Genomic DNA, 26,475 nt, shown 5'->3' with positions numbered 1-26,475 from the left:
AAAGCCACATTTTGCATTCAAAATTGCCTTCGAGGTTGCCTTGAGGTAGGCAAAGGCAGATCGCCTTTGGGCGAAACGGGGACGGGATGACGGACACGGACTTGAGCTTGAAGGACAGGCTGTCGCGCGAGATCACGGGCGACGTCTTGTTCGATTCCTTCAACCGCGGCCGTTATGCCACCGACGCCTCGTTCTACCAGATCGTGCCCGCGGGGGTCGTGGTCCCCCGCACCATCGACGAGGGCTTAAGGGCGCTCGCGATTGCCCGCGACGCCGGGCGGAAAGTCACCCCGCGCGGCGGCGGCACCTCGCAATGCGGCCAGACCATCAATGACGGCATCGTCATCGATCTCTCCAAGCACCTGAACAAACTCATCTCGCTCGACGTCGAAAACAAAACTTGCGTGGTCGAACCCGGCATCGTGCTCGACGACCTCAACCGCCAACTGAAGAAGCACGGCCTGTGGTTTCCGGTCGATGTCTCGACCGCCTCGCGCGCCACCATCGGGGGCATGGCCGGCAACAATTCCTGCGGCGGGCGCTCGCTGCGCTACGGCACCATGCGCGACAACACGCTGTCGATGGATGCGGCCTTGGCCGACGGCACGCTGATGCACTTCGGCGAGGTGTCGCGCGACCTTGGGCAAGCGAATGACAAATCGTCCGCGCTGTTCCGCGACATGCTGGCTCTAGGTAGCCGCGAGGCTGCGGAAGTTGCCGACAAGTTTCCCAAAGTGCAGCGCCGCGTCGGCGGCTACAATCTCGACGCGCTCGTCCCGCGCAACGCCGCCAACAACATGGCGCATATTCTGGTCGGCTCGGAAGGCACGCTCGCCTTCACCACGCGGGTCGAACTGAAGCTGTGGCCTGTCATCAAAAACAAGGTGCTCGGCGTCTGCCACTTCGGCAGCTTCTACGAGGCGATGGACGCCGCGCAGCACCTCGTCAAGCTGCGCCCCATTGCGGTGGAGCTTGTCGACCGCACCATGATCGCGCTCGGGCGCGATATCGCGATGTTCCGCCCCGTGATCGAGGCCACGGTCAAGGGCGATCCCGACGCGCTTCTGATCGTCGAATTCGCCGAGGAAGACCAGCCGCAAAACTTTCAGAAGCTGAAACAGCTCTCCGAGCTGATGGGCGATCTCGGTTTCGACTGGAACAACGACAAGCGCAAATGGGGCGGCGTGGTCGACGTGGTCGAGCCGGCCGTGCAGACCGCGATCGCCGATTTCCGCACCTCCGGCCTCAACGTCATGATGTCGATGAAGCAGGAGGGCAAGCCGGTTTCGTTCGTCGAGGACTGCGCGGTGCCCCTGCCCCACCTCGCCGACTACACCGACCGGCTCAATAAAGTGTTCGCCAAGCACGGGACCCGCGGCACCATGTATGCGCATGCGAGCGAAGGCTGCCTGCATGTCCGCCCGGTGCTGAACCTGAAGCTCGAGAAGGACGTCAAGGCGATGCGCGCCATCGCCGAGGAAGCCTTCGCGATGGTGCGGGAATACAAGGGTTCGCATTCCGGTGAGCACGGCGACGGCCTCGTGCGTTCGGAATTTCACGAGAGCATGTTTGGCCCGCGCATCATCGCCGACTTCAGGGAAGTCAAAGAGCGTTTCGATCCCGGCCACGTGCTCAATCCCGGCAAGATCGTCGATCCGCCGAAAATGGACGACCGCTCCCTGTTCCGTTACACGCCGGGCTACGCTGTCCGAGATTTCAAGACCGAGCTCGACTGGTCGGCCTATCCCGGCTCCGGCGGCGGTTTCCAGGGCGCGGTCGAGATGTGCAACAACAACGGCGCCTGCCGCAAGCTCGAAGGCGGCGTGATGTGCCCGTCCTATCGCGCCACGCGCAACGAAAAGGATGTCACGCGCGGCCGCGCCAACACGCTGCGGCTTGCGATCTCCGGCCAGCTCGGACCGGACGCGCTTTCGTCCGATGCGATGATGGACACGATGAAACTCTGCGTGTCCTGCAAGGCCTGCCGTCATGAATGCCCGACCGGCGTCGACATGGCCAAGATGAAGATCGAAGTACTGTCCGCGCGCCGCGCCAAACACGGCCTCTCCTTGCGCGATCGGTTGGTGGGTTTTCTCCCGCACTATGCGCCGCTGTTCTCGAAGCTCGCTCCGCTCGCCAACTGGCGCAACAAGAGCAAGCTCCTGCGCGCGCTGTTCGAGCGGGTCGCCGGGATCAGCGCCAAGCGCGCATTGCCCGCATGGCGGCGCGACGTCTTCGATCCGCAAGGCGAAATATTCGGCCCCGCAGACGGCCGCGAGGTCGTATTGTTCGGCGACACCTTCAATCGCACTTACGAACGCGAAAATCTCGACGCGGCCTTGCAGGTGCTGATCGCAGGCGGATATCGCGTCCATGTTCCCAAGCCTACCGGCGGCGGCCGGCCCTTGTGCTGCGGCCGCACGTTCCTTTCCGCCGGACTGGTCGACCATGCCCGCGCCGAGCTCGACCGACTGGTTGAGACCTATGCCCCCTTTGCCGCCCGCGGCGTGCCGATCGTCGGCCTCGAGCCGAGTTGCCTTCTGACGCTGCGCGATGAACTCCTGTCGCTACGCTCCGACGAAACGGCGAAGGCCGTCAGCGCGCACGCTCTGTTGTTCGAGGAATTCCTGGTGCGCGAGGCGGCCACCGGGCATCTTTCGCTGCCGCTGAAACCGATCGCCGAGAAAGCGGTGGTGCACGGCCATTGCCACCAGAAATCCTTTGGCGCGTTCAAGCCGGTCGAACAGGCGCTGCGGCTGATTCCGGATCTGAAGGTCGAGACGATCGAGTCCAGTTGCTGCGGCATGGCCGGCGCGTTCGGCTATGGCAGCGACACCTACGACACCTCGATCGAGATGGCCGAACTCTCACTGTTGCCCGCCGTGCGCCGCGCCGGTGCGAATACGCTCGTGATCGCCGACGGCACTTCCTGCCGCCATCAGATCAAGGACGGCACCGAACGATCAGCCATTCACGTCGCCCGTGCGCTGGCGATGAGCCTTTCCAACCAACGACCCTCCTCTCACATCTAAGGAAGTTTCATGTCCGAACTGACCCTCGACGTTGCCCGCAAGATTCTCGACGCCGCGCTTGCGAAGGCCGTCGAGAAGAAACTGAAGCCGCTCGTCATCACCGTGCTCGACGCCCGCGGCGCGGTGAAGGTCACCGCCGCGCAGGACGGCACCAGCCTGATGCGGGCCGAGATCGCGCACGGCAAGGCCTACGGCGCGCTCGCGATGGGCATGGGTTCTCGCGCCTTGTTCCAGCGCGCCCAGGAGCAGGCTTATTTCGTCAGCGCCGTGAACGCGCTCGCGGAAGGACGCCTCGTGCCGGTGCCGGGCGGCGTGCTGATTCAGGATGGCGCCAAGCTCCTCGGCGCGGTCGGCGTCTCCGGCGACACCTCCGACAATGACGAAATCTGTGCCATCGCCGGCATCGAGGCCGCCGGATTGAAGCCCAATCCGGGGTAGCTGCCGGCCCCAACACGAAGCTGCCCCGGACGCGTCCGCCTCACCTCAAAGAGCGGACTTCCGGTCGGAAAGAGCCCCGACTTCACCGGTCAGTGGTCGGGGTTCGCTTATAGCGCACGCCAAGTGTCACTATCCGAAGCTCCACTTCGTCGAAACGAGCGAGTACTTACCACCCGACCGCCTGACCATCCTTGCGTGGGTCGGAACCTGCTCGATAGAAGCCGTGACCAGGTTGGGCGCTTGATCCAAAGATCGCCGGCGTATCCGGCATCACAAGTATCGATTGGAAACCTCCGACGGCAGCCCCGTCAATCGAGGTTACGTTGTGCCCCATGCCCGCCAGATCTTTGCCGACCAAAGCATAAAGGTTTGACTCAAGCTCCAGCCGGTTCGGCACCTGAACGTGATGGAAACGCGCCATGTCAGCCGCAGCCTGCATGTTGGCGCCGAGATCGAATATGTCCACGAGCGCCTGCGCATGGCCTTGCGCCTGCATGTCACCGCCCATCAGCGTGATCGTCATAAGAGGCTTCGTATCTTTCATCACGAATCCGGCCGCTAACGTATTGAAGGGCCGCTTACGGGGTTCGATTACGTTCCGGCTCTTCGGATCGAGCGAAAATAGTGCCCCGCGATTGTGCAGAATGAATCCATAGCCTGGCACTGTGACGCCTGAGCCCCACCCCGCGAAATTGCTGTTGACCCACGAGACCATGTTTCCTTCGTCATCGGCCGCTGACAATACGATCGTGTCGCCGCTTGAATCGGCGGTGGATATCGGGCCAGTCGCTGAGGCACGCTCTGGATCGACCTTGCCGCACAACGATTCGGCGTGGGTCTTCGACACCAGCATGTCGATTGGCACTTTTACAAAATTGGGGTCGGCGTTGTAGCGAAACAGGTCTGCATAAGCGAGCTTCTTTGCCTCAACCAGCAAGTGCCAGTATTTCGGGCTGCGCGGCCCGAGGCTCGCCAGCGTCTTGCCATTGGTCCATTTCGGAACGCAGGATTCGAGGATATTGAGCATGAGGTTGGCGCCCCATGCCTGCGACGGCGGAGGTAGTTCGTTGAGCGTATATCCGTGATAATCGCTTGCCGCAGCTTCAACCCATTCGCCCTTGTAATTGGCGAGGTCATCGAGCGTCATACTGCCGCCGAGCGCGTTGGATTTCGCCACGATCGCTTCGGCAACCTCACCTTTGTAAAAGCCGTCGCGGCCGTGCTGCTGCAACAGGCGAAAGGTCTTCGCGAGGTCCGGATTGCGAAATATCTGGCCGGCGACGGGTTGTTTTCCGTCGATGTACCACGTTGCCACTGAATCCGGATCAAGTGAATTGCAACAGGCCCTCAACGGCAGCGCATTGGGTAGATGCCAGTCGTTAGCAATCCGCTGCGAAATCGGAAAACCATTTTCAGCATAGTCGATTGCCGGCTGCAGAACTTCCTTGAAGCTCAACTTACCGAAACGTTTAAGAACTTCCTCCCATCCCCAGGCAGTACCCGGTACGGTCACGGGTAGAATGCCGAAGACCGGCATTCCCGACCCTGGTCCCCAATTATTCGGATCAGCGTGGTAACCAAGCGAGCTAAAGTGCTCGACCGTCGCGCCCGATGGGGCCATGCCACTTGCGTTCAAGACGTAGAGTTTCTTTTCCTTCGCAACGTAGATAATTGCAAAGAGATCGCCGGCTACACCGACATTCATTGGCTCGACCAGATTAAGCACAGCCGAAGTAGCAACCGCCGCGTCAATGGCATTGCCGCCACGCAACATGATCTGTAGTCCCGCCTGCGCAGCGAGCGGCTGGCTGGTCGTTACCATGGCGTGTGGTGCCATCACCTCGGCGCGACTTTGTGCGCGCCAACCATCCGCCCGGTCGCCGCGTACCGCATCGCACGCTGGAGCCTTCGTCTTTCCGAAGCATGCCGACAATGGCGGGGTCGTCTGCGCCATTGTCGAAGACGTAAAACATGGAAGCGCCAACGTGGCGGCTACGAGTGCTGAAATCTTCACGATCGTCCCCATCTTCCCCATCCAATCAGCGCCAAAGAACACGGACGCCGATCGACCATCGATCGAAATCGAACCAAAGACGGCGCCAGGCTTCAAATGCTATAAACGGCGACGGACGCTACACCGGTTTCAGGATAGTGTCTTCAGGACGAATGCTGCTTTGCGTCATTGGCATCGCGTTGTCACGTGCCACCGCGTCGTCAGTGTGGAAGCGACCCTCATTCGTCATGGCAGGGCATAACCGTTCGAAGAACGGCGTCACTTCCACTCGCCTACCGCCCGGCCATCCATACTAGTCCTTCGCAACACGGAACACGCGCAGGTCCTGCTGAACGCCCTTTAACTTGGAGACGCTTGATGCGACCTCTCGGGAAGCAAGCAGCGCGTGCACGCCTTCGGCCGAATAGACATCCTCCGAGACAAAAATCTCTTCGGCATCCGCGAGCTGCTGCACGCGCGCGGCGATGTTGACCGTCTGGCCGAAGTAATCGAGCCGTTCGTTCAGCGTGACCGCAATCGCCGCGCCTTTGTGGATCCCGATCTTGAGAATGAGCGCGCGGTCAGCCTGCGTGCGGTTAAAGACATCGATCTCATTGCGCATCGAAAGCGCCGCGGCGACCGCATCGGCGGGTTCCAGGAACGTGGCCATGACGGCATCGCCAATGGTCTTGATAATCGCGCCACGGTGTCGGACCACGACATCCTGAATCAGATCGAAATGCCGCTGCACGAGCGCGAAGGCATTGAGGTCGCCGATGCGGTCATAGAGCGCAGTCGACCCCTTGAGATCCGTGAAGAGCAGCGTGATGTCCTTGACCCCAATTCCCTCCTGCGCCTTGATGACCTCGGAGCGGAAGAGATCGCGAAAGGCCTGCGTGGTCAGCAGACGTTTGCCGTTGAGAAACGGGATGAAATGCACCGGGGCGCCGCTCATGTCGAAACCGGGCGGCAGCACGGCGATGGCAAACATGCCGCGCTCCGAGGTCTTGTTGGCAAGCGCAAAAACAATCTTGCCGGGCGCCATCTCGCGCACGTCGTGGGCGTTCGCTTTATCATCGCCATAAGCGACGGGCACAACTTGCGGACCTGAAGCTGGCGCTCCGGCGATCGAGATGACAAGCGCGACTCTGCCGGCCGGACAGGTGGCAACGACCGTGCCTTCATCGACCTCGATTTCGATGGACGTGGTCTCACCCGCCGGCAGATAGGTCACCGACCGCGCAAGCGCCGCCTTGGCATTCACCAGCGGCTGACCATCCGGCAGCACGCCTTCGGCCGTGTTCTGTGTCTTGAAAAACTTGTCCCAGGCCGAGAGTTGCTCCGGATCATGAAACGCTATCCTGCGGATGTCAGGACTGACTGTGAAGGCGACCGCGATATATTCATCGAGCGCCGCGTCAAACCCGACCTGGCAGAACGCGCAGTGATAGTGATTGTGTAGACCCTTCAAGCTGCGGAAGCTCTCGACCACGCAGCAACATTGCGGACAGTACAGCGACCAATCCATCATAAAAAGGCCGAGCGCCGTGGCATGAAGAAACAGGTCGATGATTTCGTTCTCGGCGAGACTGCGCTCCTGGGCGAAGCTGAAGGCGTTGATCCGGAATAAAGCCAGATCGTCTGCGGTGCGAATGTGATTTTCGAGCTTTGATATCAGCCGCGGACTCCATGCCCTCGCTTCTTCAAGCGCGGCCAGACGTTCGTCCAGCAACGGCTCATTGACAGCGCTGACCATCTCGATGTCTCCCGTATGACAACACAAGGGGTTGGGCGGCGCGAAGGAGCGAGTTGAGCGTGTAGTGCCGACCTTGGGTATTTTCTTTCGCGGCGGAGCTGGTTCTGACGGCGCACTTTTCGACCGGGCTATCGCCTTATCTAGACCAGAGGGTCGATTGTGCGCAAGTTGGGCCAGGACTTCGAAAGCTACTGCGGCGCCCGCCGCTCCGATACTTCCGTTGGTTGTTGCATAGTGACATCCTGCGCGACCACGGAATGACGAGAGTTAGCATGCCCACGCTGAAACAATTCGGCCTGGAGATCTGGATCGCCGATGGAGCCACCGTGTCGGACCTGTTGCACTCCGCTGCCCGAAGGATTTGGCGTGCCGGGCCAGGAGGCAGTCGTCGAAGGGCTCGCAGGTTTCATTCCCCCCGGGCTAGTATGGCCATTCTCGAAGCCTGTTCCTTTCCTAGGAGACAACATATGCGCTTCTTCGCCCTCGCTGTTGTCGCGTATTGCTATTTTGCGCCTGGATTGGCTTTCGCGCAGGACATAGCGAGGCAGCTGGCCGGCAGTTGGAAGCTGACTTCGTGGACCATTCAAATCATCGGTGGAGACGTCACCGAACCGTTTGGTCGCGATCCGAAAGGCAGGGCGCTCATCACGCCGGACGGGTACGCGGCATTCGTCATCGCGGCGGCAAATCGCAAGCCGGCGGCCAGCGATGCAGAGTCGGCAGCTCTCCTTAAGACGCTGATGGTTTACACCGGCCCATTCACGATCGAGGACGACAAGTTCACGACCAAGGTCGATATATCCTGGAATGAGCTTCTGACCGGGCAGGACCAGGTGAGATTTTTCAAGTTGCAGGGCGACAAGCTGACCATTCGAACGGCTGAACAAGCCAGTGCCGTTTATCCCGGCAAGAAGGTGGTCGGAACCCTCGCCTGGGAGCGCGAACGCTAAGAGCGGCCGGGCTAGTGTTCGACGTCCTTGTACGCTGAAGCGCTGAACCGAGTCAGCCTCCGAAGGTCCGCATTGCGTCAATCGCGTCGCCCTGATGGTGCGCCGGACACTTCCGATCCTCCCCTATGAACGGACATCGACAGCACTGGTCAGCATGTCTCAAAGGGGCCAATAGCGGAAGTCGGGAAACCGTCATTCGATCACCCCGTCAGCGAAGGGCATTTCACCGCTTCGTCGATTCCCCCGGCATGATTTGCTGCAACGAACCAGGGCCGACGGAAATCTGACCGGTGAACGGCCGATCATGCGCAACAATCAGCAACACCGAAACGGCCACGCCAGTCGCAAACAGGCCCATCGCGATGCCCGATGCCAGCCTGTTGTCGCAGTGCACGATGGCGATCGCGAGCAACTCGCAGACCGCCTGCAAATACAGGCACCACCATTTGACCGCATTGACCTCCGACTGACTGATGATGATCCGCTGCCGGCGCGCGTCCAGTGCGGTCCCGAGGGCCGAAATGATTTCACGCTGCGCCGTCTGCTGGCCCGCCCCCTGCGGTGTCATCGCGACAGCCAGTTGCAGCGCCTCGGCAAGCGCCGCCGGCGTAGCCTTCAGCGACGCCGTCTGGTGCGCCATGTCAGGCCATTCCACCGTCACGGCGTGCTCGACGTAAGTGTGGATCAGAGCCAGCAAACGCGCCTCCTGCTCGGCCGGCAGGCCGGCGGCGAGCAGCACCACCGCGCGCAGCGCACTGGCCTCGCGGCTCACCGCAGCACTCGCATGATCATTGTCGGCCCAGACCTGTGCCGCGGTAAACGCAACGAACAGGCCGAAGATAATGCCCAGCACCGGCAGCATTCCCGGAGAAACCGCCCTGAACGATTTGGCGCGCTCACCGGTCGCGAGCGCCATCACGGCAACGAAGATGATCGCGGCGAGTAGATAGGTGAAGCCGAATACGACCAGCGCCATCCACAGCACCGGCAGATCGTGTACCCAGTCGCTCATCGCATTCCCCCGCGCCGCCTCATCACCCTCCCCGAGGCCAAGGACAGGTCATCATATCGGGTACGCCGGCACGCCGAAAGGTGAGGCAGGCACAATCGCCGCAACCGGCCGATGTCCGTCGTTGGCGGAAACCACATCCCGCCCCCGCTTTAGACCACTTCGTCATTCGCCATTTGACGAAACCATTTTCCGAAAGTCACAACACAGTCCTGAAACGGAATGGGGCCTAGCATCCTGACCGAGCCCGAACGAGCGGGGTTGCGAACAACCGGTTTTCGGCTCTTCGTATGGAGGACGTGACGATGAATTTTGTCCCATCGACCTCTTTCCCACAATCCCAGGTCAAAACGCTTCCGTTCAGCGCAACCGCCGCGCTGAGCTTCGTGGCATTTTTGCTGGTTATCGCGATCGTCATTTTTCTGGCGTCCAAGGCGCCGGGCATGTCGCCCGACGAACTCGCCTCTCGCTTGAGCGCACTTCCGTAAGACGCGATCGATCGACGTAGCTTCAGAAACCATCACCGTCTTATTGAGACGGCAACAAACGAGGTTCTTAAATGTCAGCCACTATCGTACTTTCTGGGCCAAAATCATCCTCGCTGCGGCGTTTTCTGTTACGGCGTTCGCCGTTGGGCGTGCCGATCGCGATTTGGGCGTTGTCGCTCCTGCTGATCGCCGCGGCTGCGCATCTTCACACGCCAACCATTTCGTTCGATCCGCAGGAAGTGGCGATACCGTTCTGATTTTGACGTCAGGCCACGTTGGAGCAAGCGGCAAGGCCTGACATCGCCTTCAGCTCACCTCACTCTGGGAAGGGTTAGGAGAGATTCTGTTACCTCGTTCATCGTGCTGTCTGACGATCTCGGTCAACAGGTAGAACCGGTAGATGAGATGAAATCCGACAAAAACCCAGAAGACCCCGCCAATCATCGACAAGAGTGAAAACTTGCCGATGATACCTTCAAAGATTGTGTAAAGGCCGAGCACTCCAATAATGTATGACCCATAAGAATAAGGAAGGCACCCAAGCATCAGCAGGACATTCTTTCGGCCACGACCTCGTTCCGCCGATATGAGAAAACAATAAGTGAAGAGACCCACTGATGCAGCAACGCCACCGAGTACTGGCGCGTAAGTGTACAAGTAATGATCCTGGGACCACCCTAGTCGGACGAATTCGACAACCCCATAAATCATCACTGCAAGAACGGGCACTTCGATTTTGGCGGCCATGATGTCGCCCTTGGCCCCTTTTAGCTCTGGGGGAACGGTAGGGGACTGCATTTTCGACCTCCGTCTCTTCCCTGGTTGGATATTAAAGCAGCATTCGGCGTGTTTGCGGTTGGCGTGTTCTACGATGAAAATGGACTGTCTAAAATCGTCACGCGCTATGTGCATACAGACTTGCACCTTGCCCGATCGTCAGCTCATCATGCTGTGAGTTTTCCGACTTGAGTCCGCTTCGGGTCATTGGCTGAAATCGACGACCGCCCTCGCCTCAGCCTGCTCTGCCACCGGAAGCGGACATGGCGTACAGCAAGCCAGAGGTCGGCAAAGGGCCGCAAGCAACGCAACGGAAATTTACTGGTTCGCCCGTTCGGCGGCGGTCGCGGTGGCCATGTATTTCGACATGAACTCGGCAACCCGTTCGCGCCACATTCCGGCGAACGCCCCCGACGGCAGATTGTCCACCGACTTCCACGTGTCTTTGATCTTCGGAAGGGTATTGCGCCAGATCGCGCGTTTGCACCACTTCTCGCCTTTTTCCTTGCCTTCGCCGGTCGCGCACATGGATTTCCAGGCGATGCGATCGGGTTGGCTAATGTGCTCGGCGGCGCCTTCCCAGCCTTGTTGGTGGATCAGATAAAGATCGCTCAAGTCCGGCGTCCGGTGCGTCACCCACCCGAACAGGATGCCTTCGGTGATGACCTTGTAGGCGGCCGCAACGGCATTGTCGCGGGCATCGAGAATCTGCCCGGAGCCGTATTTGTTGAATTCGTATTTGCTCAGTTGGAACAGGCCGACATACGATCCCGTCCGTTGCTTGGGATCGAAACCAGACTCGATCTTGGCAACCGCTTTCATGAAATTGAAGTCCAGGCCGAAAGCATCGGACGCGCGCTTGATCTCCTCGACCGGCGTGCCGACCGGGATGTCCTTGAGCGACTTCAGGACGGTTGCCGCCGGCTTCTCGACAGGCGGCACTTCGGACCAGACGTAATAGATGAGGTACTTGAAATCCTGCGGCGCCTGCGCCGGGCTTGAAGCAACGTCCGAGGCGTCGCGCGTTGCCGGCTGGACGGCATCTTGCTGGCCCAAATCCGCCAACTTGGTGCCCGCCAACTTGACGTCCGCCAATTTTGTTTCGTTGCGATCGTCGCTGATTTCCGGCTGGGCCATCGACGACGGTGCGGAAACGGTTCCGGTCACCGCGCCAGGCTCCGCTTCAGGCGTTGCTCCAGACGCTGTTGCAACTTCGGCAGATGCCTCCGGCATGGCGGCGGAGAGCGCAGGCCAAGCGGGCGTCTCGTCGCTCACCGCCGCTTCCGGCATTGCTTCCGGCACGGTCACGGCTGGCGTGTTTCCGCCAAGCAGATAGAACGTCCCCGTGAATGTTATAGCACCCACGATGCAGGCAGCCAGCCAGGCTTTCATTGCCCCACCCCCGCGGCACGGTCCCCACAAGAAGGCTACACGCATGTTGCCCGTAGTCCAGTGCACGTTTGCCACACTGGATGTCTTTTCGTGGCCTGTCCCAGGCCGGGCGACGGACCCGAGGCTCTCACCCGCCCACTACCGCGCCGGGATCACGCACGCGATAGAGCGCGGCTCGCTATTCCAGATACGGCGTTAGCACACCTTCGATCCATTTCATGAACGCGCGGACTCGGCGCGACAGATTGCTCCGATGTGCGACGACGAGGGACACGGCGAGCGCCGGGCGACGAAAATCGGGTATGATCTCCACAAGCGCTCCACTTTCTAAGTATCGGCCGATCCCCAAGAGTGGCGCTTGAATCAGGCCAAGGCCGGCGAGGGCAGCGGCTTCGTAGGTCTGCGCGCTGTTGACGTGTAGCGCACCCGGCAACTGCAGCGTCGCGTAGCTGTCGCCGTCCGGATATTCCCATCCATAGGGTCTTGCGCCCAGCATCGTCGAAAAATGAATTGTCCGATGTTTCTGACGCTGGAGATCATCTAGCGATCGAGGGACGCCGTAGCGCGCCAGATAGGCGGGACTGGCAGCGTTGACCATGCGCAAGTGGGTACGACGTCTGCACGCGATGTATTCGGGGCTGCACAGAACGCCGCCAAGGCGTAGGTCCGGGACGGATCAGGCATGAGATGGAGAGTGCGCGCTTCTGCCTCGGCTAGACGACATTAGCGGGAGGTCCGCCCCGGGTCGGAAACGGACGTCAGCAGGTCACTTCCTGACGTCTGCCAAGCATCAAGACCAAGCACATCGCCGATAAAGCGGTCAATCGAGCGGGGGAACGCGGATGACCAACTGGCAAATGAGGCACTTGAAGAGGCGCGCTCGTACTTCGCTGCCGATCTTGGGGAGCGATCCAATCAATACGAGCTTGCGCCCGCACTTGGGGCAATTCGGCTCATCCTGGTTTTCGTGGCTGCTGTGGTCCATGGCGGCGTTGACATAGCCGAGATGGAACCGAAGAGAACTCCGGAAGATTCCGGGGATCGCAAACCAGGATACCCGCCGAGAAGAAAATGGCCCGACGCCGGTGCGCCGGGCCAGTTTGGAGGGAGGAACGCAATCAGGGGGATGCCAGGCTGCGACCTCGCCTTCGCCGTGCAATATGCGTGCCGGGACAAGGAGGATGTTTTGCCAGCGTGACGATCTCGGGACACTCCAGCGATGATCAGTCCCGTGCCGAAAGTATTGCAGATTGTTTCTGCATGAGCAGGTGCAGCTAAGATCGACGAAAAAGTCCGACACTTGCGAAGGCTTGAACGTCTCCTGCTTGATCCGTGCGATTGTGCGGCGCTAAGTAGGCGCACATCTGCATTGGATGAAAGGATGATTTCTATGACGAAGCTTATTGTGGCCGTTGTTGCAACAGCCATCGTCGGCACGACAATCTACGCACCGATCAGCGTAGCTGCGGCGACTGCCGATAACGCAGCCCTGCAAAAGACGACGGCGGACTGCAAAGCCCAGGTGAAGAGCTACGCGAAATACCACGAAACGTCCTGGTATGCGCAGCGCAAAATGGTGAAGAAGTGTGTCGCAGACGCCACGGCAAAACAATAACAGCATCGTTTGCTCGCGGCGTTGCTCCTTGCGACCTCAGCGACGTAAAGCGTCGCTCGGATCTTGTGCCGGATGGACGGCTACACCGTAAACCAAGCGACGACAGCAAGAAGAAGGTCGTAGGCCAAGTCCGGGGCGATTGCCGTTAGAAATGATCCCCAGGCCAACGCGATGAGTGTCATTTTGAGCGTAAACATGTGCCGGATCCCCATCCTTATATGATGGAAACCTAGGCCGGACCGGTTTCGAGACGATTTCGCACGCTCGGGAAAATGGTTTCGGGATTGTGTCGATGGTTTAAAAAACCCCGCTCACCGGGGGTACCGGGTGAGCGGGGTCAGTGGAAATGGGCGGCCAACCTTGTGAGCATTAACCGCGCCTGTTGAGGCTAGCGTCGCTGCATGACGGTTTTCTAAAACTGATGGACACGGAACGGTAGATTGCGCCTTGTCATCAATCGCTGTCGACTTCGCCCGCCTTGCGCTTGTCCCCTGCAAACATCGCTTCGAAGATCATGAGCGGTAGGTAAAACATAAGCATGGCAATATCCTCCATGCTGCGACAACACTTGGTTATCGGGGCCCGTTCCCAAAATAAACAGCCGAGCTTGTGGAACGCTTTCATCACTTATCCGACTACCGTGTAGCGGTCTTCCGCCGCTGACATAGGCTAGAAGTAGCGCACTAGCAGACGGGTGCTATTTCGCCTTACCCAGCTTCTTGCCGAAGAAATCGATGGCGATCAGCACGGCAACGATGACTGCAATTGACCCCGCCACGCTGCGAATTTCTTGAGGGGATAGCCCAAAATAGTAGGCCGTGCACGCGAGGGCGATCGCAGCATACGCGGCCACGCAAACTGCGCTGATCGCGGTCGCTAAATCGAACTTGATCTTCATAACGCTCACCAACAGCACGCGCCCTGTTAGGTGAATAGCTCCTTTGTGGTTAGACCGATGTGACGGTGCTCACATTCCGACACGGAATTTGACCACCGATTGTCCGTGGATGGCGCCGGACATCCACGAATGGCTGTAGATCACCTATCCCCAGCCCCAAGAACTAGCCGATTTCCGATAATCCGAAATCGCAAAAATATGGGCATCCAGTCAGGTATCCCCGGTCGATCAGGCCGACTTGCGCCAGGGCAACACCATAGAGACCTGCTGCTTATAGCGGCGATAGTCGTCTCCGAACGTCTCGATTAAGTCGCGCTCCTCCAGCAGGATCCCAACAAAGATGTATGCCGTGGTCACGGCGGCAAAAAGCAAGTGTCCAAGGCTCATGGTGGGGGCCGACCAAAACGCGATGATGAATCCAAGATAGATGGGATGCCGCACAAATTTGTAGTAGAGCGGTGTGCGGAAACGCGGCACCGGCATTGGATGGCCGGTCAGGTTACTGGCAACCTGATGCAGCCCGAACAACTCGAAATGGTTGATGAGGAAGGTGCTCGTCAAAACTACGAACCAGCCGAGTAATGACAGGCCAATGACTGCCATTGAGATCTGCGGGTCGGCGACCTGCCAGACCACGTTCGGGATTGGACGCCACAGCCAAAACAGCAGGACGAGCGCGAGGCTGGCAAACAGCACATAAGTACTGCGTTCGACCGACTTTGGTACATATTGTGTCCACCAGTTCTTGAATTGCTTGCGCGCCATCACGCTGTGTTGCACGGCGAACAATGACATCAAGAGCAGGTTCACGATGATCGATTCAACCGTCGGCCCGACAGGGCCGGAATCGATCGCCTTGGGCACCGCCAGGTCCAATACGAAGCCTATGGCGTACAGGAAGGTCACAAAGAATATGGCGTAGGACATAACCCCGTAAGCAAACGCTACAGTTCTCGCGATGCGAGTACCCTTAATATCTTCGCCGATGGCCGGGATTTGGGTCATAGTCTCTCTCCTCAGGTCAGAGCGCGGTTATCGCGATTGGAATTCGCGGGCTCCCGACGCTGCCCCAGGACAAGTCCCGTGACTTTGCGGAGACGTTGATTTGTCGATTAGAAGGGCCTGATTATCGCCTGAGAGCATCGGGAGATTCACGAGATCCGGAGCCATTCGTTGCAATTTATATTTGAAAATCATGTACTTAACGCTGAACGACGAGAATTGCGTCGGGGGTATGAGCTTGTTGCGGTCGAGCCTCAGGTGTTCGACCTCTTGATTCATCTGCTCACTCACCGGGACCGCGTCGTCAGCAAAGACGATCTTTTCGCCTCGGTCTGGGCTGGACGCGTGGTGTCGGATTCGACACTCACCAGCCGCATCAACGCGGCTCGCAGGGCAATTGGCGATAGTGGCGAGGATCAGAAACTAATCCGCACCGTCGCACGCAAAGGCTTCCGCTTTGTTGGCAGCGTTCAAATGAGCGACGCGGGTGCGGACAATGCCGATGTCGGCAGCGCTGCCTTGGAAGGCCGCGAACCGTGGCGACCGATTGCACTGCATGAACGTCCTGCCATAGCTGTACTTCCCTTTACAAATATGAGTGGCGATCCAGAACAGGAGTATTTTTCCGACGGGATCAGCGAAGACATCATCACCGCGCTTTCCAAGCTTCGTTGGTTCTTTGTAATCGCGCGCAACTCGTCGTTCACATACAAGGGAAAGGCGGTCCACATGAATCAGGTCGGGGCCGAACTCGGCGTTGGCTATGTCCTGGAGGGGAGCGTTCGCAAAGGCGGCGACCGTGTCCGTATCACAGCTCAGCTCAACGACGTCGCAACTGGCAGTCATCTTTGGGCGGAAAAGTACGATCGCGAATTGGCAAACGTATTCGCCGTGCAGGACGAAATCACCGAAGCTATCGTCGCCGCGATCGAGCCGCAGCTTTATGCAGCGGAAAATTTCCGTGCACAGCGCAAGGCGCCCGACAGTCTAGACGCCTGGGACCTCGTAATGCGGGCATTATCGCATTACTGGCGCGTTACACGCCAAGACAACGTCGTCGCACAGGCGCTACTGGAAAAGGCGATCGCGATCGATCCAGGCTACGGTCAGGCCCTTGGGGTGCTTGCCACGAGTTATACCTTTAGCGCCCATATGGGTTGGGCGGACATGGCTGGCGTGGCGGAGATCGCCGAGCGCGCCGCCCTCGCCGCAATTCAGGCCGACAGCGAGGATCCCTGGGCCCACTTGGCGCTCGGGAGCGTGTTTCTATTCCGGCGGCGCTTCGAGGATTCGCTGGCGGAGTTCGAATCGTCGCTCGATCTAAATCCGAATTTCTCGCTGGCCCAAGGCTACTACGGCCTGACGTTGTCGTATTGTGGGCGCTGGCAGGAAGGCTGTGCTGCGGCACAGCGCGCGCTGCAACTGTCTCCGCGCGATCCGTGCTCTGCGATCTTTTGCGGCATCGCGGCTTATTCCCATTTTGTCGGCCGCAAATATGATGAGGCGACACGTCTTGCGCGCGAGGCTATCCGACAGCGCAGCGACTTTGTCGGTGGCCACCGGGTGCTGACGGCGGCTGCCGGGATGGTTGGTCAATACGATGTCGCTAAAGCCGCATTGCTTGAGCTCAGGCGCGCGCAGCCAAATATCTCACTCTCCTGGCTAGCCACGCATATGCCAATTCGCGATCAGGCGGAATGCGAACATTATCTGGAAGGCTTCCGTCGCGCCGGCTTGCAATAGGGTCGCAGCCTGAGGAAGGCGCTATTCTCGTTCGTGCAACGGAGGTTGAGATGAAACATCTTTTGGTAACGACTACCGCGTTGATGCTGGCGAGCTTCGCGCTTGGCGCATTCACGGTTCAGCGGGTGGGCGCGCAAGTCAAGCCGCCGGTCTATTTCGTCGTTGAGAACGAGATCAGCGACGTGCAGGGCTATCTCAAGGAATATGCGGGGCGAGCTCGTGATATGATCAAAGCCAACGGGGGCCGCTATATAGCGGCGGGAGATGCGACAACATTCGTGGGCGAACCGCCCAAATCTCGGGTCGCCATATTCGTGTTCGACGACCTCCAGCAAATACAAACTTGGCTAAACTCCCCCGAGTACAAAGAGCTCAAGAAGGTAGGCGACAAGTACGCCAAATATCGCAACTACGCCGTCCCGGGCGTTCCACAGTAGAGCGAAAACAGACAATTCCCGCTGCATGAAAAAGTTCGTCGAGCCCAGTCGCTGGATCACCGGCCCGTTCCTCTTCCAGATCAAGGGAACGCCAGCTTAGTACGCCGCTGGGTTCAAACACGCGATAGCGAGGGCTGGATCGTGCTGCATGAGTCCGGCAGCTTCATCCGCTTCACACGGGCGGGCGCGGACCTGTTCGCATCATGAGACCTGCCAACATGCTAATGCCGGTAAGCGACATGTCGATGCCGATGATGCCGAGGGTGCCCCAGTCGCGGAGACCAGGATCGGTTGGTTCGAAAATCCATATCCTCGCCGACCGTCCTGACCGGCCCGCGGTTGATCACCGCGCCGTTTCCGAAGTCCGCGCTACTGCCAATCGGGGCCGGCTGCGCAAATGCGAGGGAATTTGTGACTACGAACGTGGTCGCGAGAACGATTGTTTTGAGTTTCATTGTTCGGTTCCTTCCAGTTTCGAGAAGGAGAACGGGGATGAGCGAGGTTGGTTGCAAATATCGTGGCAAAGAATGGCTGGAGCCGACCTTTCGAGGACCCGATCTCGCTGCCGGACGGTCGCGAACTGGTCACCCTGAAGGCCGCCGCCAGTAGAATTTCACTTCACCACTCCCAGCGTCCGCCTTGACGGAATTTCCTTGTAGCACCGGCATTCCCTGCGCCCTCTTCCCGGGGCACCTGAAAAGACTCGGGCGCGACTTGCGTGGCAAGAACGCCCCGTTGCGTCTTCGTGACGGCGGCTTGCCGGCAAAGACTGGAAAAGGCAATCTGCAACCCATGCAGCAATCGACGTGTTTTCGCGATCGTACAATCGACCGCCAAGCAAGAAAAAGAGAGATACGATGAAGCTACCAACGGAACTCGCCATCGCCATTGTCCTCGGCCTTGCCACCACAAACGCTCTCGCCCAAACCCCTGCCCCCGCCGATATCGTTTTCGTCAACGGCAAGGTGTTTACGGCCGACGACAGCGACCATGTGGTGCAGGGTTTTGCGATCAAGGACGATCGCTTCGTCGCCACCGGGTCCGACGATGACGTGCGCCGCCTCATAGGCCCGCAAACCAGGGTGATCGACCTCAAGGGACGCTTCGTGTCGCCGGGGATCACCGACGACCACTTTCATAACGAAGGCGGCGGCTCCGGCGTGGACCTCAGCCATGTGCGCTCGCTTGGCGAACTTCTTACGACTGTCGCCAATGCGGCAGCAAGCGCGCCCGCGGACACCATAATCGTCTCCAATTCCGACTGGCACGAGGCTCAATTGAAGGAGCAGCGCCTGCCGACATCAGTGGAGATCGAGCAGGCTTCGCCCGGCAAGCCGGTGGTGCTGGTGCGCGGCGGCCACGAATACATTCTCAACACGACCGCGTTGAAGAAATGGAACATCACCAACGACACGCCGGTGCCGGCGGGCGGACAGATCAGCCGCAACGAGGCCGGCGAACTGACCGGCGAATTGTTCGACGAGGCGAAAGCGCTGGTGAGCCTGCCGCGCCCGAAGCCGGTGAATATGGACGACATCCTCGCGACCCAGAAGGCAGTCGCGCCTTACGGCATGACCGCGCTGCGCATTCCCGGGTCCTACAAGGGCGACATGATCGCGGCCTACCGGCTGATGAAGCAGGCGGAGGCGGAAGGCAAGCTGACGTTGCGCTGGACCGTCTATATGCCAGGCTTCTCGCTGCGCTCGGCAGACGCCGCGCGCAAGGCGATGGAAGCCTGGGGCACGCATCAGGGCGAAGGCAGTGACTGGGTCAAGGTCGACGGCGTCAAGCTGATGGTCGATGGCGGTTTCGAAGGCGGCCACCTCTCGAAACCGTATCTCGAGCCCTACGGCAAAGGCGGGACGTTTACCGGCCTCACGGTGTCGCCGCCGCCGGCCTTTACCGAAGTGGTGCGCGAGCTGAACAACAAAGGCTGGCACGTCATTACGCACGCGGTCGGCGATGCCGCGCTCGATGAAGTGCTCGACGGCTATGCGGCGGCCGACAAGGATGCATCGATCAAGGGCAAGCGCTGGTCGGTCGAGCACGCTTTCGTCTCACGGCCCGAACAGGTCGCGCGATTGAAAGAGCTCGATGTCGCGGTCTCGGCGCAGGATCACCTTTATCTCGCGGCACCCGTGCTGAAGAAATACTGGGGCTGGGAGACGGCGAGCGAAGTGACGCCGGTGAAGACCTATCTCGATGCCGGCCTGCTGGTCGCCGGCGGCACCGACAGCCCGGTGGTGCCGTTCAATCCGTTCTGGAATCTCTATCACATGGCAAGCCGCGACACGATTTCGGATGGCGTCTACGGCGCCGACCAGAAGATCGCCTCGCGGCCGCTGCTCTTGAAGCTCGTCACCCTGAACTATGCGAAGCTGATCGGCGAGGAAAAGACGCGCGGCTCGATCGAATCCGGCAAGCTCGCCGACTTCGCAATGCTCACCGACGACTTCCTCACTGCAAAGCCGGAAGTGATCCGCGACATGAAGGCGCTTTCGACCTGGGTCGGCGGCCGCGAGGTCTATCGCGCGCCGGGGTACGAGTAGATCGACGCTCTGGTCAGTACTTCAGAGGCTGCCGGGCGGTTTCGCTGAAAATGCCTCCGCCACCAAGCAGATCTTCAAGTTCGGCGCCAACTATCTGTTTGACTTCGGCGGCGCTCCGCTCGTCGCGAAATACTGAGTTCCTCCGAACTCGTCACACTACGTTTCAAATGCCGCCCCTCGAGGGGCGGCATTTTCGTTTGGCTTGGGTTGTGCTGCTACTTCCCCGGCCAGGACGGCTTGCGTTTCTCGGCAAAGGCCTTGAGGCCTTCCTTGGCGTCCTCGGTCATCGCGAGCAGCGCGATCTGGGTTTCGGTATAGGCGATCGCCTCGTCGAACGACATCGACGCAATCGCGCGCATGGCATATTTGCCGCGCCGGATCGCGGTCGGCGACTTGTCCGTGATGCGACCGATCAGCCAGTCTACCTTGGCGTCGAGTTCGGCCGGCGGCACCACGTGATTCAAAAGCCCAGCCGCCAGCGCCGTTTTGGCATCGAACGGTTCGCCGGTGATCGCCCACTCGTTGACGATCCGCCGCGGCGCGATCGATTGCAACAGGCTCAACACCTGCATTGGAAATACCCCGACCTTCACCTCCGGCAGGCCGAAGATGACGTTGTCGGCCGATATCGCCATGTCGGTCATGCAGAGAAGTCCCATGCCGCCGGCCATGCAGACGCCGTTGACGCGCGCGATCGCCGGCTTGGTCGCGTTCTGCGACAGCCGCAACAGATCGGCGAAGTCGACATTGGGTTTGGAAAAATCCTGCGCGGCAAACGCTCCGCCGGTATTCTGCAAATCCGCGCCGGCGCAGAACGCCTTCTCTCCGGCCCCGGTCAGCACGATCGCGCGGATCGCCGGATCGTCATGCGCGGCGCGGTAGCCTTTCGCGATGCCGGCGATGACGTCGGCATTGATCGCGTTGCGCTTCTCCGGCCGGTTGATGGTGATCCAGAGCGCGGGCCCGCGCTTGTCGATTGATACGCTTGATGTGTCGGTCATGGGTGTTTCCGCCTGTCGTTTCAGGCGGACAATAGAGCATAGCCGAGGGGCTAGCCGCTACATCCCTCCCCCTTGCGGGGAGGGATAGGAGCGTCACGGCGTCGGAATCGCGTCCGTCTCGGCCTTCCTGATCCAGACCTTGTTGTCGTGGAAGGCAGCGCCGCCGAAGGGCGCCACCGCTTCGGCGCCGGTCAGCATATTGATGCCGCGACCGCCGATATGGGCCTTGTTGGGATGGATCGATTCCGCGATCAGCACCCCGCGCTGCACGCCGTCGAAATGCCTGGCGATCAAGGAGGTTTCACCGCGCTGATTGCCGAGCGTGACCGCCTCGCCGTCCTCGATTCCGAAGCTTGCGGCATCGTCGGGATGGATCATCACGCTGGGCGCGCCTTCGCGGGCCTGCGACGACGGCGTTTCGTTGAAGCTCGTATTGAGGAAGCTGCGCGACGGGCTGGTCGCGAGCCGGAACGGATGCGCCTCGTCCGCCTCCTCGATCGCCGCCCAGTGGTCAGGCAGTCCGGGCATCTTGTCCCATGCCCCCATCATGCCGGCATTGGCGAGCGGTACGTTCGCCCAATCCGCCTTGAAGTGGAATTTGCCGTCCTTGTGCGCGAAGCCGTCGAGATAATGCGAGGTGCGGAAATCCGGCTGGAGGTCGCGCCACAGGTCGAGCTCGAGCTGTTCAATGCCGCCATGGCCGCTCTTTTTCAACGTGGCGTCGATCAGTTCGCGCGGCGACATGTCGAAACCGGGATGCGAAATCTTCAGCCGCGTCGCCAGCCCCTGCAAAACCTGGTGGTTGGAGCGGCATTCGCCGGGAGGCTCGATCAACTTGGCGCCGACCGAAATGTGCTGATGGCCGCCGCCGTAATAGAGGTCGTCGTGCTCCATGAACATGGTCGCCGGCAGAACGATATCGGCCATCTGCGCGGTCTCGGTCATGAACTGCTCGTGCACCGCGACGAACAGATCCTTGCGCGCGAAGCCGCGGCGCACCAGCGCCTGCTCCGGCGCTACCGTCATCGGATTGGTGTTCTGGATCAGCATCGCCTTGACCGGCGGCCCGTTGAAAAGCGCGGCCGGATCGCCGGTGAGGACGCGTCCGACCTTGGACTGATCGAGCCGCCGCGTCGTGGAATCGATCGCGTCGTGCCCTTCGATGATGGACTCGTCGAATCTCCAGAGCGCCGCATTATTGAAGAACGCGCCGCCGCCCTCGTGCTGCCAGGCGCCGGTCACGGCCGGAATACACAACGCCGCATGCATTTGCGCCGCGCCGTTACGGCTGCGGGTGAAGCCATAGCCGAGACGGAAATAGGTCCGCTTGGTTTGCCCGACCAGGCGCGCAAAAGCCTCGATCTCTTCCACCGGCACGCCTGAGATCGCCGACGCCCATTCCGGCGTACGCGTCTTCAGATGCGCCTCGAGCTCGTTCGGGAAATCGGTGTACTTGTCCATGTAATCGCGATCGGCGTAGCCCTCACGGAACAAGACGTGCATGACGCCGCAGGCGAATGCGCCATCGGTGCCTGGCCTGACCAGGATCCGGATGTCGGCCTGCTTCATCGTATCGTTGTTATAAACGTCGATCGCCGCGATCTTGGCGCCGCGCTCCTTGCGCGCGCGCATCGCATGCGTCATCACGTTGACCTGGGTGTGCACGGGATTGGTGCCCCAGATCACCACGAAGTCGGATTGAGCCATCTCGCGCGGATCGACGCCGGCGACCTTGCCGGTGCCGGCGGCAAAACCGACGCGCGCAATGGTCGAACAGATCGTCCCGTAGAAGCGCGAATATTTCTTCACATGGGCGAGGCGGTTGATGCCGTCGCGCATCACCAGCCCCATGGTGCCGGCATAATAATAAGGCCAGACGGATTCGGCGCCGAACTCGCGCTCGGCGGCGTCGAAACGGCCGGCGATCTCGTCCAGCGCATCGTCCCAGGAGATCCGCGCAAACTTGCCCGAGCCCTTCGGCCCGACGCGGAACATCGGATAGGTCAGCCGGTCCGGATGGTGGATGCGCTCGGCGTAGCGCGCGACCTTGGCGCAGACGACGCCGGCCGTGTAGGTCTGGAGCTTGGAACCCCTGACGCGGCCGATCGAGGTGTTATCGATCACCTCGATATCGAGTGCACAGGCCGACGGGCAATCGTGCGGACAGGTCGAATGGCGGATGGCGATCTTGGCGCGCGCGGCCGGCGCCTCGATTTTGGCGTGCTGGTTCATGGGGTTAAAATTAACACCAAAAGGGGGAGTCGCCAGCGCCTTTATCGGGCAATGCAGGGATGAAATAGGCACATTACGGGGGCCGATGACGGCTGCCCCGTCTGCCCACCCGCCCTCTAACCGGCCTCTAGCCCGCCATGGGCCTGAGGAACGGAATGATCATCGGCACGCGGCGGCAATAGGCCGCGTAGGCATCGGTGCCGAGCTCCACGGAAAGGAACCGCTCCTCCATCCGCGCCTTCTGCCATTCACCGAACGGAATCAGGAGCGTACCGAGGATTGCGGCCCAATTGCCGATCGCAATCCCGGTGGCAATCATTCCGACAATCTGGCCGGTATAAATGGGATGCCGAACCACGCCGTAAGGCCCGGTATCGATGATGCGGTGGTCTTCCTTATGGGTGATCGCGTTGGACCAGAACCGGCCGAGATGGATCCGCGCCCACCAGGTGAAGCAAAGGCCAAGGATGACCACCAGCGCCAGCCCATAAATCGTGGCATTGCTGAAGTGATAGAGCGGCGCGGCGCCCAACAGGCTCTCGATCGGCGGCGCGAGGAAGATGGCCCCCAGCAGGATCGGCCCCCGGTAAAGCCAGGCATCAAGGGTACGCACGGCGGTCTTGGTCCGGCCCGACCAGACCGAGGCAAGAATCCAGCTCGCCGCGAAAGCCAGCCAGATAATTGCGAACAGGCTCGTCGGCCAGGTGACGATCCATCCACTGAAGACCGTCGCGAAAATATCGTTGAAACTATTGAACATCATTTGACCGTCGCCGACGCGGGACATCGCGTCAAGTATCCCTTCTCTATTATCACCCCGCCATGCGGTATAGATGGAACAAGCCGGAAACGTTGCTCCGATCAGGGGAATGTCCGCAGGAAATGGCGTTCCCGTGGCAACGGTGACGGTCGATCAGCCTACCCGCCGAAATAGGCCCCTCCATTGGCGTGAATCGCCTGGCCGTTGACGTAACGCGCGGCCGGGCTGCACAGGAATCGCACGGCGGCTGCGACATCTTCCGCCTTGCCGCGCTCGCCCGTGATGGTCCGGTGGATCAAATGATGCGCTGGCTCCGGCGTGTTCTTCGGGCGCGGTGTGCCGATGATGCCGGGCACCACGCAATTCACTGTGATCCCGTCGGGCGACAGATCATGCGCAAGGGCTCGCGTGAAGCCGATGATGCCTGCCTTTGCCGTCACGACGTGGGCGCGGTCCGGCGCGCCGGTATGCGCGCTCAAGCCACCGATGTTGACGATGGTCCCGGCCCCGCTCTTCTTCAAATGAGGCAGGCAGGCCTTCACGCAGTGAAACGTGCCGTCGAGAATGACATTCATCACCTCGCGCCAGTCGGCATAGCTCATCTCGGCAAACGGCTTTTCTCGCCGCAGGGCTGCGTTGTTGACGAGAATGTCGATTCGGCCGAACTCGGCGATCGCCATGTCGACCATGGCCTGCACGGCGGCCGGATCGGCGATGTCGCCGACATGAACCAGCGCCCTCTCGCCGACGGTTTCGATCTCGCGGACGACCGCCTTGGCCTCGTCCTTGTTGCTGCGCGAGTTGACGACGATGGAGGCGCCGTCTTCCGCCAATGCGAGCGCAATCGCCCGGCCGATGTTGCGGCCCGAACCGGTCACGATCGCCACCTTGCCGGCGAGTTCGTTGGTGCTCATCTTATCCTCATCTTCGGGTCATGGCCGGGCTTGTCCCGGCCGTCCACGTCTTGCTTTCGGAAACAAAGACGTGGATGCCCGGCATAAAGCCGGGCATGACGACAACTAACTTCTCAGTGCGCTTAAATCGATCTTGCTCTTATAAAGCCCTGCCAGCCATTTCAGTGCTGCCTCGCCCTGCGCCTTGCTCCAGCCACCATGCTGGACGTTGAGCGCGAACTTGTCGGCGACATCCTGCCGCGTCAGCGGCTCCTGCGCGCCGCCGCGCAAGTAAGGCTGCCGTTCCTCGACCACGCTTCCGTCTTTCAGCGTCGCCTTGATATGGCCGGTATAGTTGTTCGGATACGGATTATCCGGATCGATCACGAATTTCACTTTTGCAGCGAGCGCGAGCACCCGTTCGTCGCGGATCGCGTCTTCCGTGAACACACCAAGCCCGACGCCGCCGTGCACGAAGCCGGCCGACAGCAGATAAGGCACGGCGAATTTCGCGGCGTAGCCGTTGCGCGGGCGCTGCTTGTCGGCGAGCGGCTCCCATAGCCGGTGCACCGTCCCTTCCGCGACCTCGCACAGGATCGATTCCACGTCTTCGGGCTTGATGCCGCGGGAGGCCAGGCGCCTGGCGCAGTCGATATAAGGCTGCGCCATCGTCCCGCAGGGATACGGCTTGAACGCCAGCGTGTCGGTGACCCAGCGTGTGCCTAAATCACCAATGAGCGCGTCGTAATCACCCTTGGTGGTGTGCGCAAAACCGTGGAACAGCCCGTGCACGCCTTCGAACACCGTGCGCGGCCCGACAAAGCCTTGTTTGGCGAGCAGCGCCGCGCGAATGCCCGATTGCGCCGCCCAGCCGGCATGCATCCGCTTGGTCCAGGCGCCCTCGGCGAGATATTCGATGATGCCGCCGGCCATGCTGCCGGCGATGCCGAGCGCATCCACGATCTGTCTGGCGTTCAATCCGAGCGCCGCGCCGACGCCGGCGGCCGCGCCCATCGCGCCGAAAATCGCGGTGGGGTGAAAGCCCGCTTTGTGAACCGCCTTCGGCACAACGAGGCTCAGGCGACAGAGCACTTCGGTGCCGACCGCAATGCCGGTGAGCGCGTGAGGACCATCAATATGGTGGCGCTCGCAGGCGGCGAGCACCGCCGGCACGATCACCGCGCCGGCATGCACGGGTCCGCCCTCGAACGTGTCGTCGAAATCCTCGCCATGTGCCGCTGTACCGTTGACGAACGCAGCGCCGGAGGCGGTCAACGCGCGGGCGTGCCCGATCACGGTGCAAGGTCCGTCGTCATCGGAGCCATTCAACGCGGCCTTGACGTAGTCCTCGTTGCGCGCCGTGATGCAAAGGCCGACGACATCGATCAGCAAATCTTCGCATTTGCGCGTGGTCGCTTCGGGCAAAACGCCCGGCTTGAGCGCTGCGATTCTGTTCGCCAGCGTCTCGGCGACGGAAACCTTCGGCAGTTCGGAGGACATGAAATGGCTC

23 protein-coding genes are annotated in these 26,475 nt (G+C 60.5%); 9 read left to right on the top strand and 14 right to left on the bottom strand.

The genetic code is table 11. The features are described 5' to 3' along the window. Positions 1-86: 86 nt before the first annotated feature. On the top strand, positions 87-3,032 hold the full coding sequence (locus tag BUA38_RS24615) for an FAD-binding and (Fe-S)-binding domain-containing protein (protein WP_072821984.1): 2,946 nt from the start codon (positions 87-89) through the stop codon (positions 3,030-3,032). A gap of 9 nt (positions 3,033-3,041) precedes the next feature. Then, positions 3,042-3,470 carry a GlcG/HbpS family heme-binding protein gene (locus BUA38_RS24610; protein ID WP_072821982.1) on the top strand — a complete coding sequence of 143 codons (429 nt, stop codon included), beginning with the start codon at positions 3,042-3,044 and terminating at the stop codon, positions 3,468-3,470. Positions 3,471-3,636: 166 nt separating this feature from the next. Here the strand turns inward: BUA38_RS24610 and BUA38_RS24605 are convergent, their stop codons facing one another. Together BUA38_RS24605 and BUA38_RS24600 are read right to left on the bottom strand one after the other, a co-directional pair. Then, positions 3,637-5,496, bottom strand: coding sequence for a gamma-glutamyltransferase family protein (locus BUA38_RS24605; protein WP_172806083.1), 1,860 nt, complete (start codon positions 5,494-5,496; stop codon positions 3,637-3,639). 280 nt (positions 5,497-5,776) lie between these two features. Next, complete coding sequence (locus tag BUA38_RS24600; protein ID WP_072821980.1) at positions 5,777-7,219, bottom strand: adenylate/guanylate cyclase domain-containing protein; 1,443 nt, start codon at positions 7,217-7,219, stop codon at positions 5,777-5,779. A 272-nt stretch (positions 7,220-7,491) separates the two neighbouring features. On the opposite strand from BUA38_RS24600, the gene BUA38_RS24595 reads away from it, so the two are divergent. After that, positions 7,492-8,169: a lipocalin-like domain-containing protein gene (locus BUA38_RS24595; RefSeq protein ID WP_172806082.1), complete on the top strand. Its 678-nt coding sequence runs from the start codon at positions 7,492-7,494 to the stop codon at positions 8,167-8,169. A gap of 223 nt (positions 8,170-8,392) precedes the next feature. On the opposite strand, the gene BUA38_RS24590 is transcribed toward BUA38_RS24595, so the two are convergent. Then, positions 8,393-9,181: a DUF4239 domain-containing protein gene (locus BUA38_RS24590; RefSeq protein ID WP_072821976.1), complete on the bottom strand. Its 789-nt coding sequence runs from the start codon at positions 9,179-9,181 to the stop codon at positions 8,393-8,395. A 287-nt stretch (positions 9,182-9,468) separates the two neighbouring features. On the opposite strand from BUA38_RS24590, the gene BUA38_RS24585 reads away from it, so the two are divergent. Further along, on the top strand, positions 9,469-9,666 hold the full coding sequence (locus BUA38_RS24585; protein WP_072821974.1) for a hypothetical protein: 198 nt from the start codon (positions 9,469-9,471) through the stop codon (positions 9,664-9,666). Positions 9,667-9,737: 71 nt separating this feature from the next. Continuing rightward, positions 9,738-9,923 carry a hypothetical protein gene (locus BUA38_RS37040; RefSeq protein WP_156898699.1) on the top strand — a complete coding sequence of 62 codons (186 nt, stop codon included), beginning with the start codon at positions 9,738-9,740 and terminating at the stop codon, positions 9,921-9,923. 49 nt (positions 9,924-9,972) lie between these two features. Here BUA38_RS37040 and BUA38_RS24580 read toward each other — a convergent pair whose 3' ends face one another. The 3 genes from BUA38_RS24580 to BUA38_RS24570 all read right to left on the bottom strand — a co-directional run bounded on the left by BUA38_RS24580 (position 9,973) and on the right by BUA38_RS24570 (position 12,463). Further along, positions 9,973-10,464: a hypothetical protein gene (locus tag BUA38_RS24580; protein ID WP_156898698.1), complete on the bottom strand. Its 492-nt coding sequence runs from the start codon at positions 10,462-10,464 to the stop codon at positions 9,973-9,975. A gap of 297 nt (positions 10,465-10,761) precedes the next feature. Beyond that, a complete protein-coding gene (locus BUA38_RS24575; protein WP_072821970.1) occupies positions 10,762-11,835 on the bottom strand; it encodes a transglycosylase in 1,074 nt (357 codons plus the stop codon). 178 nt (positions 11,836-12,013) lie between these two features. Further along, positions 12,014-12,463 (bottom strand): LysR substrate-binding domain-containing protein, encoded by a 450-nt coding sequence (locus BUA38_RS24570; RefSeq protein WP_276328174.1) that lies wholly within the window; start codon positions 12,461-12,463, stop codon positions 12,014-12,016. A gap of 762 nt (positions 12,464-13,225) precedes the next feature. Here BUA38_RS24570 and BUA38_RS24565 point away from each other — a divergent pair. Continuing rightward, positions 13,226-13,450 carry a hypothetical protein gene (locus tag BUA38_RS24565; protein ID WP_156898697.1) on the top strand — a complete coding sequence of 75 codons (225 nt, stop codon included), beginning with the start codon at positions 13,226-13,228 and terminating at the stop codon, positions 13,448-13,450. A gap of 453 nt (positions 13,451-13,903) precedes the next feature. Here BUA38_RS24565 and BUA38_RS37035 read toward each other — a convergent pair whose 3' ends face one another. The 3 genes from BUA38_RS37035 to mddA all read right to left on the bottom strand — a co-directional run bounded on the left by BUA38_RS37035 (position 13,904) and on the right by mddA (position 15,353). Continuing rightward, complete coding sequence (locus BUA38_RS37035; RefSeq protein ID WP_156898696.1) at positions 13,904-14,074, bottom strand: hypothetical protein; 171 nt, start codon at positions 14,072-14,074, stop codon at positions 13,904-13,906. A 73-nt stretch (positions 14,075-14,147) separates the two neighbouring features. Continuing rightward, positions 14,148-14,348, bottom strand: coding sequence for a hypothetical protein (locus tag BUA38_RS24560; RefSeq protein ID WP_072821964.1), 201 nt, complete (start codon positions 14,346-14,348; stop codon positions 14,148-14,150). 228 nt (positions 14,349-14,576) lie between these two features. Next, positions 14,577-15,353, bottom strand: a complete 777-nt coding sequence (gene mddA, locus BUA38_RS24555) for a methanethiol S-methyltransferase (RefSeq protein WP_072821962.1) — start codon at positions 15,351-15,353, stop codon at positions 14,577-14,579. 168 nt (positions 15,354-15,521) lie between these two features. Between mddA and BUA38_RS24550 the strand changes: the two genes are divergently transcribed. From BUA38_RS24550 to BUA38_RS24540, 3 genes are all read left to right on the top strand, one after another. Next, positions 15,522-17,093 carry a winged helix-turn-helix domain-containing protein gene (locus tag BUA38_RS24550; RefSeq protein ID WP_072821960.1) on the top strand — a complete coding sequence of 524 codons (1,572 nt, stop codon included), beginning with the start codon at positions 15,522-15,524 and terminating at the stop codon, positions 17,091-17,093. A gap of 50 nt (positions 17,094-17,143) precedes the next feature. Next, positions 17,144-17,530, top strand: a complete 387-nt coding sequence (locus BUA38_RS24545) for a DUF1330 domain-containing protein (RefSeq protein ID WP_172806081.1) — start codon at positions 17,144-17,146, stop codon at positions 17,528-17,530. Positions 17,531-18,387: 857 nt separating this feature from the next. Continuing rightward, entirely contained in the window at positions 18,388-20,079 is a 1,692-nt protein-coding gene (locus BUA38_RS24540) for an amidohydrolase (RefSeq protein WP_072821956.1), read from the top strand. 215 nt (positions 20,080-20,294) lie between these two features. On the opposite strand, the gene BUA38_RS24535 is transcribed toward BUA38_RS24540, so the two are convergent. The 5 genes from BUA38_RS24535 to BUA38_RS24515 all read right to left on the bottom strand — a co-directional run bounded on the left by BUA38_RS24535 (position 20,295) and on the right by BUA38_RS24515 (position 26,465). Next, the gene (locus BUA38_RS24535; protein WP_072821954.1) at positions 20,295-21,080 is read right to left on the bottom strand and encodes an enoyl-CoA hydratase/isomerase family protein; all 786 of its coding nucleotides are present in this window, start codon (positions 21,078-21,080) and stop codon (positions 20,295-20,297) included. Between the two features lie 93 nt (positions 21,081-21,173). Then, entirely contained in the window at positions 21,174-23,312 is a 2,139-nt protein-coding gene (locus tag BUA38_RS24530; RefSeq protein WP_072821952.1) for a molybdopterin oxidoreductase family protein, read from the bottom strand. A gap of 127 nt (positions 23,313-23,439) precedes the next feature. Next, complete coding sequence (locus tag BUA38_RS24525) at positions 23,440-24,072, bottom strand: isoprenylcysteine carboxylmethyltransferase family protein (protein WP_072826402.1); 633 nt, start codon at positions 24,070-24,072, stop codon at positions 23,440-23,442. A gap of 158 nt (positions 24,073-24,230) precedes the next feature. Continuing rightward, positions 24,231-24,986: an SDR family NAD(P)-dependent oxidoreductase gene (locus BUA38_RS24520; RefSeq protein WP_072821950.1), complete on the bottom strand. Its 756-nt coding sequence runs from the start codon at positions 24,984-24,986 to the stop codon at positions 24,231-24,233. A 105-nt stretch (positions 24,987-25,091) separates the two neighbouring features. Further along, on the bottom strand, positions 25,092-26,465 hold the full coding sequence (locus tag BUA38_RS24515) for an MmgE/PrpD family protein (RefSeq protein ID WP_072821948.1): 1,374 nt from the start codon (positions 26,463-26,465) through the stop codon (positions 25,092-25,094). Between the last annotated feature and the right edge of the window lie 10 nt (positions 26,466-26,475).

Origin of the sequence: Bradyrhizobium erythrophlei (genome assembly GCF_900142985.1) — a bacterium.
Taxonomy (GTDB): Bacteria; Pseudomonadota; Alphaproteobacteria; order Rhizobiales; family Xanthobacteraceae; genus Bradyrhizobium; species Bradyrhizobium erythrophlei_B.
The sequence above is the reverse complement of the archived record's forward strand: the minus strand, read 5'-3'. Positions and strand labels throughout refer to the sequence as shown.